This is a genomic window from Billgrantia bachuensis (assembly GCF_011742165.1).
Classification (GTDB): domain Bacteria; phylum Pseudomonadota; class Gammaproteobacteria; order Pseudomonadales; family Halomonadaceae; genus Halomonas; species Halomonas bachuensis.
This window is the reverse complement of the sequence record NZ_JAAQTO010000074.1, coordinates 1-10,223: the sequence shown is the minus strand read 5'-3', so window position 1 is coordinate 10,223 and position 10,223 is coordinate 1. Positions and strand designations below refer to the sequence as shown.

Below are 10,223 nucleotides of genomic sequence, written 5' to 3'. Positions count from 1 at the left end.
ACATGGTGGCCCTGTCGGTCGGTGTAGTGCTACGTCGGCATCGCCACGTCAGCGTGGAGCTTTTCCACCACATCCTGGGGCCCCGCTCACGGGCCGCCTACCAGGCGCTGATCTGCCTGCTGATCGCCGGCTTCGCCGCTGTGGTACTGCCCTACGCCTGGCAGTACGCCCAGAACGGCACCTGGCAGACTTCTCCCACGCTGAAGGTCCCCATGCTCTACATCTTCTTCTCCACGGTGGTGATGTTCGCACTGTTGCTGGTCTACGGTGTCATCGGCTTTCTGGAGGGGCTCGTCGCCAGCTTTCGTTCGCCTGAGCGCACCGTATCGGAGAAGCCGTGATGGAAGTGATCATTCTGTTCAGCGCCTTCCTGATCCTGCTGCTGATCGGCATGCCCATCGCTTTCGCGCTGGGTATCGCTTCGCTGATCTACCTGTTGCTGGAAGGCATCTCGCTGACCATCGTGCCGCAGCGCCTCTACGCCGGCATCGACACCTTCGTGCTGCTGTGCATTCCTGGTTTCGTGCTGGCCGGCAACCTGATGAACGTCGGTAACATCACCGAACATATCGTGCGCTTCTCCAATGCGCTGCTGGGTCATATCCGCGGTGGGCTCGGCCTGGCCAACGTCGGTGGCTCGATGCTCTTCGGCGGCATCTCGGGCACTGCCGTGGCCGATTCGGCGAGCATCGGCTCGGTGATGATCCCCGGCATGGCGCGCTCCGGCTACGACAAGCCGTTCGCCGCTGCCGTCACCGCCGCCTCGTCGACCATCGGTCCGATCATCCCGCCCAGCGTGCCGATGATCATCGTCGGCTCGCTGTCCGGGGTCTCTGTGGGCCGCATGTTCCTCGCCGGCGCCATCCCCGGCCTGCTGCTGGGCCTGGCGATGATGGTGACGGTCTATATCCTCGCCGTGCGGCGCGGTTATCCCAAGGGTGAGCGTGCCACCTTCCTGGAGCTGCTGCGCGAAGGGCGCACCGCCTTCTGGGCGCTGCTGATGACGGCGATCATCCTCTACGGCATCATCGGCGGTTTCTTCACGCCCACAGAGGCTTCCATCGTCGCCAGCCTCTACGCGCTGGTGGTCGGCATGTATGTCTACAAGGGGCTGACCTGGCGCAAGCTGCCGGCCATTCTCACCGATACCGTCTTCACCTCCGCGGCGCTATTGCTGATGGTGGGACTGGCCAATCTCTTCGGCTGGATTCTGACCAGCGAGCAGATCCCCCAGATGATCGCCGGGTTGATCCTGACCATCAGCGACAACCCCATCGCCGTCATCCTGATCCTCAACCTGATCCTGCTGTTCGTCGGTGCCTTCATGGAGACCATCGCCGCGCTGATCATCCTGTTCCCGGCGCTGCTCGGCGTGGCCACCGGCGTGGGCATGGATCCGGTGCACTTTGCCGTCATGGCGGTGCTCAACCTGATGATCGGGTTGACCACCCCGCCGGTGGGTGTGTGCCTGTTCGTCGTCGCCGGGATCGGCAAGCTACCCATGCTGACCGTGGCGCGGGCCATCGTGCCCTTCCTGATCTGCAATATCGCCGTACTGCTGCTGGTGGCCTACGTACCGGCCATTTCGCTATGGCTTCCCGACCTGTTGATGGGGGCAAGATGAAGGACGTGACACGCATACCCGCCGCCGAGCCTACCGGGCATATAGGCATCGTTCACCTGGGGCTCGGCGCTTTCCATCGCGCCCACCAGGCGGTCTACCTGGAGCGTTATCGCCAGCGCAGCGGTGATGGAACCTGGGGCGTGAGCAGCGCCAACCTGCGCGGCGGCGTGGCGCTGGTCGATGCGCTGCGCGACGCCGACTACCACTACCATGTTGCCGAGTACGCCGACCGTGATCACGTCACCCTGCGCGAGATCGGGGTGATAGAGGAAACCCTGTTCAGCGGTCGCGATGCAGGCGGCCAGTGGGGCCTCGATCTCGATGCCTTGCTGGCTCGGCTGGTGTCGCGCGAGACGCGCCTCGTCACCCTGACGGTGACCGAGAAAGGATATTTTCTGAATCCCGCCGAAGGGAAATTGCTACGTGACGATCCGCTGATCGCCCACGACATCGACCAGCCGCAAGCGCCGCGTACGGCGCCGGGCATTCTGGTCGAGGCGCTGGCGCGCCGCCGCGAGGCGGGACTGCCGCCGTTCACCGTGCTCTCCTGCGACAACATGCCGGACAACGGCAAGCGCACCCGTACCGCCGTGGTCGAGTTGGCCGCCTGTGGTAATACCGAGCTGGCCGCCTGGATCGAGCGCGAGGTGGCGTTTCCCTGCAGCATGGTCGACCGTATCGTGCCGGCGATGACCGAGACCGATTCTGCGCGCCTTGCCGAGCTGGGTATCGACGATCCCAATGCGGTGGTCGGTGAGGCGTTCTCGCAATGGGTGGTGGAGGACGATTTTCCCCTCGGCCGGCCGGCCTGGGAAGACGAGGGCGTGGAGATGGTCGCCGACGTGGCGCCGTTCGAGACCATGAAGCTACGCATGCTCAACGGCAGTCATTCACTGCTCGCCTACCTGGGCGCGCTGGACGATATCGAGACGGTGTTCGACGCCGTGAGCCGCGATGACCTGGTGGCGCTGCTGCATCGCTACATGCTCGAGGAGGCGGCACCGACCCTGGAGATGCCGGCTGGCACCGACCTCGAAGGTTACGCCGAGCAGCTGCTCTATCGCTTCGCCAACGACAGCCTGCGCCATCGCCTGCAGCAGATCGCCATGGATGGCTCGCAGAAGCTGCCCCAGCGCTGGCTGCACGGTGCCCTGGCGCGGCTCGAGGCGGGGGCCGATGTGCCTTGCACGGCACTCGGCGTGGCGGCGTGGATCCGCTATACCTTGGGAGTCGATCTGCACGGCAACGCTTACCCCGTCGACGACCCCATGGCAACGACGTTCAAGCTGTTGCACGAGGCCCACGGTGAGGATGTCGGGGCACTGGTGCCGGCTTTTCTCGAACTCGACGCCGTGTTCCCTTCGGCGTTGGCGAGGCGGGCCGAGTTCGCCGAAGCCGTGGTGGCGTTCTATCGTCGGCTTGCCTCGGAGGGGCTCGACGGGGTGCTGGCTACCTTGAGTCGCAGCTGAAGGAGATTTCCATGGAACATACCTGGCGCTGGTTCGGCCCCAGCGACCCGATCACCCTCGACGAGATTCGCCAGACCGGTGCCACCGGCATCGTCACGGCGCTGCATGACGTGCCCAACGACCGGGTCTGGTCGGTCGAGGCCATCGGCGAGCGCAAGGCGACGATCGAGGCCGCGGGCCTCTCCTGGTCGGTGGTGGAGAGCGTGCCGGTGCACGAGGCGATCAAGCAGGGCCTGGCTGAGCGCGATGCGCTGATCGACACCTATTGCCAGACCCTGCGCAACCTGGCGGCCTGCGGCATCGACACCGTCTGCTACAACTTCATGCCGGTACTCGACTGGACCCGCACCGACCTGGCCTGGCGGCTGCCGGACGGAGCCCTGGCGCTGCGCTTCGACCAGACGGCCTTCGCCGCCTTTGACCTCTACCTGCTCCAGCGCCCCGGCGCCGAAGCGGAGTACGGCGAGGATGAGAAGGCCGCCGCCAGGACCTATCTCGAGGGACTGGACCCGGCCGGGCGCGACAGGCTGGTCGATACGCTGATTGCCGGCCTGCCGGGAGCCGAGGAGCACTACACGCTCGAGCGGTTTCGCGACGTGCTGGCGCAGTACGCCGAGATCGACGCCGAGCGGCTGCGTGAGCATCTGGGGGTTTTCCTGCGGGCGGTGATCCCGGTAGCCGAGGAGGTGGGCGTGCGCATGGCGATCCATCCCGACGACCCACCGCGCCCGCTGCTCGGCCTGCCGCGAGTGGTTTCCACCCCCGAGGATGCTCAGTGGCTGCTCGATGCCGTGCCCAGCCCGGCCAACGGCCTGACCCTGTGCACCGGCTCCTATGGCGTGCGCGACGACATCGACCTGGCCGCCATGGCGCGGCGCTTCGGGCCGCGCATCTACTTCGTCCATCTGCGCTCGACCCGGCGCGAGACGCCCGACCCCCGCAGCTTTCATGAGGCGCCTCACCTCGACGGCGACGTCGACATGGTGGCGGTGATCCAGGCGCTGGTGGAGGAGGAGCGTCGCCGCGAAGGTGAAGGTGGGCCGCGCCTGCCGCTGCGGCCGGACCACGGTCACCATATCCTCGACGACCAGGACCGCGACACCCGCCCGGGCTATCCGCTCTACGGGCGCATGAAAGGGCTCGCCGAGCTGCGCGGCGTGGAGCTGGCGGTGCGGTGGTTGACGAGCTGAAGCCTACCGGGTGAAACGACAAGGCCCACCGAGCAGCAGCCGGTGGGCCTTGTCATGTGGCGGAGCGTTCTACTGGCCGGGTGCGGCGACCTGACCTGCCGACAATGCTGCATCGGGAACCTGCTCCATGCGCCGACGCTCTTCGTTGAGTACTGCCAGGGCCTGTTCGGGCGTCACTCGGGAAGCCGGCGTGAGCAGACTGACCGCCACCCCGACCACGAGTGCCACCGATACCGCCGGCAGGCTGGGATTGCCCCAGTAGGCGCTCCAGTCGGCGTTGGCGATGATCGTCAATGAGGTCGCCGAGGCGCTGGCCAGGGTGGCTACCGCACCCTGCCAGTTGTAGCGCGGCCAGAAGCGGCCCAGCAGGGCGCAGACGAAGAGCCCGGCCATGATGGTGGCGATCATGCGAGTGATATAGGTGATCACGTTGTCCGAGGTCAGGGCGAACGCCAGCGCCAGGCCGATGGTGGCGACCAGGGCGATGCGCGAGAAGCGCACCACGTTGCGGGCGGAGGGTGCCCGGCCGGTGGCCAGCACGTAGATGTCACGCATCAGCGTGGAGACCCCGGCGATGGCGTCCGAGCTGGCACTGGACATGGTCGCCGAGAGCCCCGCCACCAGCAGCAGCAGACCAAGCCCCAGGGGCAGCACTTCGGTGGCGAGGAAGGGGAAGGCGTAGTTGCTGTTGTCGAGGCCGGGATTGAGGGCGTGGGTGGCCATGCCGATGATCGCCGGGATGATCGAGAAGCCCAGGTAGAGCACGCCGGTAATCACGAAGGAGCGGCGCACCGAGGAGACCGACTCGCCGGAGTAGATGCGCTGGCGGAACGAGGGGGTGGCAAGCACGCCGATGGCGATCACCGCCGCCAGCGACAGTGCCGGCAGGCCGCCGATCGCCCCGATGCCGAGGAAGCTGGCCGCGCCCGCATCCATTCCGGCGGTCAGCCCCGAGAAGCCACCGACCTCGACCAGGGCGAGCACGGCCATCAGCAGGAAACCGGCGAACAGGATGACCGCCTGCACGGTATCGGTCCACACCACGGCGAAGTAGCCGCCGATCACGCAGTAAATGCCGAAGCCCAGCGCCACCAGGACGCGTGCGGTGTTGAGGTCGATGCCCGCCATCCAGGAGAGGTAGAGCCCGCCGCCCAGGATATGGGCGCCCAGCCAGCCGATGCAGGCGACATAGATCAGTACTGCCACCAGGTTGCGCACCAGGCGGTTGGCACCCACGTAATAGGCGAGCTCCTCGCTCATGGTCATGAATCTCAGCTGGCGCACCGGGGCGAACAGCAGTGCCAACAGCAGCACGCCAGTGGCGCCGCCGATACCGTACAGCGCTCCGGCCCAGCCGTTGGCGTAGCCGAAGCCCACTGCTCCCATGCTCGAACCGGTGCCGACCATGGTGGCCACGGTGGTGCCGATGGTGAGGAACAGCGGTACGCTGCGCCCGCCCAGCAGGAAGTCGTCGCCGCTGCCGCGCTTGTGGCGGGAGATCCACCAGCCGAAGCCGATCATGGCGACGACGTACACCAGAAAGGTGGCAAGGAATATTTGACTGTTCATGGTAGCCTCTTGTCGTTGTTTGCCCGGCCGTTGCCGCGGCCGGTGTAAGCAATGTCACGATTGCCGGCGGGCCGGTCTTGTCTTGTGAGGCCCCGCCGACGATCCGGTGTCGTGCCCTTGCCGGGGCACGGCACCCCCTTTCTTACGTCCGGTCACGCCGGAAGCACTTGACGTCCACCTCCACCTTGCAGTCCACCACCAGGTCCTGGACGCTGCAGATGCGCGCCGGCGGGTTGTCGCCGAACACGTCGCGGAACACCTTGTTGAACGAAGAGAAGTAGCGCGCGTCGGTGAGCACCGCCGTGACGTGCACCACGTCTTCCACGCCGTAACCGGCCTCGCGCATGATCGTCAGGCAGTTGTCGAAGGCGAGCCGGGTCTGTTCGACGATGCCGCCCTCGACCACCTCGCCGTCTCGCATCGGCGTCTGGCCGGAGACGTAGAGCCAGCCGCCGGCCTCCACGGCGCGGGCGAACGGCAGCTTCTGTCCGCCGGTACCGACGCCGCCTTCGACGCCGTATCGGGTAATGCTCATTACAAGTTCTCCATGGAGTGAATGGGTCGGGAAGGCGCATCGGTGATGCGCCTCGTACGGTGCAGCATGCGCCCGGCACGCTCGCCGGTGGCCGCGCCTTGGCGATAGCCGATGACACCGTTGACCATGACCATCTCGATCCCCCGTGCCGGGGCGATAGGTGTGTCATAGTCGGCGCTATCGGCGAGGGAGCCGAGGTCGAACAGGGTCAGGTCGGCAAAGGCCCCGGTGCGGATCACGCCACGATCGTCGAGGCCGAAGTTGGCGGCCGACAGGCCGGTCATCTTGCGCACCGCCTCGGCCAGGGGCAGCAGGCCCAGGTCGCGGCTGTAGCGTGCCAGCACGCGGGGAAAGGCCCCCCACAGCCGCGGGTGCGGATGCGGGTCGTTGGGCAGGCCGTCGGAACCGACCATCGACAGCGGGTGGGCCAGCACCCGGCGCATGTCGTCCTCGCTCATGTTGTGGTAGACCGCCCCGGCCGGCTGCAGGCGCCGCGCCGCGTCCAGCAGCGACACGTCCCAATCGGCAGCGATGTCGGCGAGTGGCCGGCGGGCCTGTTCGGGATGCGGCTCGGACCAGGTGATGACGATCTCGATCTCGTCGGTGACCTGACCCAGATCGAGAGTCGAGGAGCCCGCCGTGTAGGGGTAGCAGTCGCAATGCGCGACCTGGCGGCGCGCCGCACGTTCGAGCTTTTCCAGGGCATGCGGTGCACCTCCCCAATTGCCGGCACCGGCACACTTCAGATGCGAGATCACCAGCGGCACCCGGCCGTGGCGAGCCGTGGCGAAGGCTTCGTCCATGGCGCCGAACAGTCCGGCGAACTCGTCGCGCAGATGCGTGGTATAGACGCCGCCGGCCCGGCCCACCGCGGCCACCAGCGGTTCCATCTCCGCCGTGGGCGCATGGAAGGCGTTGCGGTAGGCGAGACCCGAGCTCAGCCCCAGGGCGCCTTCGCCGAGCGCCTGGCAAAGCAGACGCTCCATCCCGGCGATTTCCGCGTCGCTGGCGGGGCGGGCGAAGTCGTCCATCACCTGGCTGCGCAGGCTGGTATGGCCCACCAGGGCGGCGACGTTGACGCTGGGGGTCGCCGCCTCCACCGCCTCGGCATAGGCGGCGAAGCTCGCATAGCGGAAATCCTCGGCCTGGCCCAGCAGGTTCATGGGGTCGGGCACCTCGCCCGCGAGAGTCACCGGGCTCGCGCTGATGCCGCAATTGCCCACCACCACCGTGGTCACGCCCTGGGAGAGCTTGGGCAGCATCTCGGGGGTGCGGATCACGTTGGTATCGTCATGGGTGTGCACGTCGATGAAGCCCGGTGCCAGATAAAGACCGTCGGCGTCGATCTCGTCAGCCGCACTGGCCGTGGTTGTGATATCGCCCAGGTCGCCCAGGGCGGCAATGCGGTCGCCGCGTACGGCTACGTCGGCCCGAAAGGGGGCGGCGCCGGTACCGTCGACGACCTGAGCGTTGCGGATCAGCAGATCGTAGTGCATGTCAGTCTCCCAGCGGCTGGCGATTGTCGCCGCCGCGGTGGGCGTCCAGGGTGAGTTTCAAACGGCGCAGCTTGTCGCGGGAGCGTTCGCGATGGCGCAGGGCGAGTTCCAGGGCCAATACGTCGATGGCGGCGAGCATGGCGTAACGCGACGCCGAAGGGTGATAGATGAAATCGGTCTCGCGGGACGCCACCGGCAGCGTCACGTCGGCATTCTCCGCCAGGGGCGAACCCTGCGCGGTGATTGCCACGACCTGGGCGCCGTACTGGCGGGCGATGCGTGCCGATTCGACCATCTCCGGCGTATGGCCGGTCACCGAGAGCACCACCACCACGTCAGCGGGGTCGAGGGTCGAGGCCACCATGCGTGGCAACAGCGCCTGCGGATAGGCGCAGATCGCATAGCCGAGGCGTACCAGCCGGAACTGCATCTCCTGCGCCAGCATGCTGGAGCCGCCGCCTGCACCGAAGACGAGGATCTGGCGGGCGGCGTCGAGCCGATCCACGGCGCCGGCCACGTCGGCCTGGGCCATCAGGTCGCGGTTCACCGCCAGGGTCTGGGTGGCGATCTCGTAGACCGCGGCGGGTCCGTCCTCCGGGGCCGACTCCTGGATGAAGCGCCGGCCCGCGGCCAGCGAGCGGGTCAGGCGGGTCTTGAGGTCGCGCACGTTGTTGCAACCCGCGGCGCGGGCGAAGCGTGTCACGCTGGCATCGCTCACGCCGGCCCGGGCGGCGATCTCGCTGATGCTGGCCTCGGTGACGAAGTCGATATCGGCGAAGATCAGCTCGGCGACTTTCTTTTCAGCGTCGCGCAGGCTGGCGAAGTCCGCCGTAATGCGGGAGAGGATGTCGATCTCTTGGCTCACCGAAGGGCTCCTGTGTCTTGCCTTGCTTGAAAAATATGTTAGTTTCTAACCAATAGTCAAGTTAGTGTGAAAATAACTATCACGCGGTGCGAATCGAGGGGAGGTAACCATGCAGGAAGCGGGGAGCAGCATTGCGCAGGGATCCGATGATTGGGCTGGCATCGAAAAAGGAGGCATCGAGAAGGGACGCGTCGACAAGGGCACCGTCGAGTTGAGGCCCGACCTGTTGAGCGGGGTCAGTCTGCCGGCCGCCGTGATCCATGAGGCGCCGCTGGCGCACAACCTGGCGTGGATGCAGCGCTTTGCCGAGGCGCATGGCGCTCGCCTGGCGCCGCACGGCAAGACCACCATGACGCCGGCCCTGTTCCGGCGTCAGCTCGAGGCGGGAGCGTGGGGGATTACCCTGGCCACGGCACCCCAGTGTCGCGCCGCCTTCACCCATGGCGTGCGGCGTTTGCTGATGGCCAACCAACTGGTGGGGCAGGCCAACATGGCCATGGTGGCGGAGCTGATCGCAGCCGGCGCCGAGTTCTACTGCGTAGTGGATGGGGTCGAGAACGTGCGCCAGCTGGGACGCTTCTTCGCCGAGCGCAGCCTGCGCCTGGCGGTGCTGGTCGAGCTGGGCGTACCGGGAGGGCGTTGCGGCTGTCGCAACCAGAAAGCTGTAGAGGAACTGGCCGAGGCCATTGCGGCCGAACCGGCGCTGATCCTTGCCGGCTTGGAGGGCTACGAAGGCGTGGTGCATGGCGAGGACCCCGCCGCCGCGGTGAGCGCCTACGCCCAGCGCTTGGTCGAGACTGCACTGGCGCTGGATGCGGCAGGGCGCTTCGACGTGGCGGCGCCCATCGTCACGGCTTCCGGTTCGGCCTGGTACGACCTGATTGCCGAGGCGTTCCATGCCGCCTCGCTGGATGATCGCTTCGTGCCGGTGCTGCGCCCGGGCTGCTACGTGGTGCACGACCACGGCCTCTACCGCGAGGCTCAGCGCGATGTACTGAGGCGGCGCCCCGATCTGCAGCACGGGCTCGAACCGGCGCTGGAAGTCTTCGCCCAGGTGCAGTCGCTGCCCGAGCCGGGCCTGGCGATCGTCGCCCTGGGCAAGCGCGACATCGGCCACGACCAGTTGCCGGTGCCCCTGCGTCGCTACCGCGAAGGGGGCGTGCCGGACGCAACGCTTTCCGTTGCGGGGTGGCAGGTGGCCAAGCTGATGGACCAGCACACCTTCGTGTACCTGCCGGACGCCGCCGACGATGTCGCCGTGGGCGACATCGTCGCCTTCGGCGCCTCCCATCCATGCCTCACCTTCGACAAGTGGCGTCACCTGCTGCTGGTGAACGAGGCACTGGAGGTCCAGGACAGCCTGGCAACCTGCTTCTAGCCGCCCTGGGGCGCTGCGCTTCTCATGCCTCGCGTTTGCCATCGACCAACCGTGACACACCCCAGGGGTTGCCGTCACGCAGCGCCTCGGGCAGCAG

The 10,223-nt window shown here is 67.0% G+C and carries 9 protein-coding genes; 5 read left to right on the top strand and 4 right to left on the bottom strand.

The genetic code is table 11. The annotated features are described in order from the left end of the window. The 4 genes from HBJ55_RS22140 to uxuA all read left to right on the top strand — a co-directional run. Positions 1–341, top strand: a 341-nt coding sequence (locus HBJ55_RS22140) for a TRAP transporter small permease (protein WP_167120451.1), incomplete at its 5' end; no start/stop codon positions are given. Next, entirely contained in the window at positions 341–1,624 is a 1,284-nt protein-coding gene (locus tag HBJ55_RS22135; RefSeq protein WP_167120448.1) for a TRAP transporter large permease, read from the top strand. The genes HBJ55_RS22140 and HBJ55_RS22135, both read left to right, overlap by 1 nt. Beyond that, the gene (locus HBJ55_RS22130; RefSeq protein WP_167120445.1) at positions 1,621–3,093 is read left to right on the top strand and encodes a mannitol dehydrogenase family protein; all 1,473 of its coding nucleotides are present in this window, start codon (positions 1,621–1,623) and stop codon (positions 3,091–3,093) included. Before HBJ55_RS22135 ends, HBJ55_RS22130 begins: the two co-directional genes overlap by 4 nt. Before the next feature lie 11 nt (positions 3,094–3,104). Next, on the top strand, positions 3,105–4,283 hold the full coding sequence (uxuA, locus tag HBJ55_RS22125) for a mannonate dehydratase (protein ID WP_167120442.1): 1,179 nt from the start codon (positions 3,105–3,107) through the stop codon (positions 4,281–4,283). Positions 4,284–4,352: 69 nt separating this feature from the next. Here uxuA and HBJ55_RS22120 read toward each other — a convergent pair whose 3' ends face one another. The 4 genes from HBJ55_RS22120 to HBJ55_RS22105 all read right to left on the bottom strand — a co-directional run bounded on the left by HBJ55_RS22120 (position 4,353) and on the right by HBJ55_RS22105 (position 8,748). Continuing rightward, positions 4,353–5,852: a sodium:solute symporter family protein gene (locus tag HBJ55_RS22120; RefSeq protein WP_167120440.1), complete on the bottom strand. Its 1,500-nt coding sequence runs from the start codon at positions 5,850–5,852 to the stop codon at positions 4,353–4,355. Positions 5,853–5,994: 142 nt separating this feature from the next. Continuing rightward, on the bottom strand, positions 5,995–6,387 hold the full coding sequence (locus tag HBJ55_RS22115; RefSeq protein ID WP_104205460.1) for a RidA family protein: 393 nt from the start codon (positions 6,385–6,387) through the stop codon (positions 5,995–5,997). Continuing rightward, the gene (locus HBJ55_RS22110; protein WP_167120437.1) at positions 6,387–7,883 is read right to left on the bottom strand and encodes an N-acyl-D-amino-acid deacylase family protein; all 1,497 of its coding nucleotides are present in this window, start codon (positions 7,881–7,883) and stop codon (positions 6,387–6,389) included. The genes HBJ55_RS22115 and HBJ55_RS22110 overlap by 1 nt, the downstream gene beginning before the upstream one ends. A 1-nt stretch (position 7,884) precedes the next feature. Beyond that, entirely contained in the window at positions 7,885–8,748 is an 864-nt protein-coding gene (locus HBJ55_RS22105; protein WP_167120434.1) for an SIS domain-containing protein, read from the bottom strand. A 109-nt stretch (positions 8,749–8,857) separates the two neighbouring features. Between HBJ55_RS22105 and HBJ55_RS22100 the strand changes: the two genes are divergently transcribed. Then, on the top strand, positions 8,858–10,126 hold the full coding sequence (locus HBJ55_RS22100) for an amino acid deaminase (RefSeq protein ID WP_167120432.1): 1,269 nt from the start codon (positions 8,858–8,860) through the stop codon (positions 10,124–10,126). Positions 10,127–10,223 lie beyond the last annotated feature (97 nt).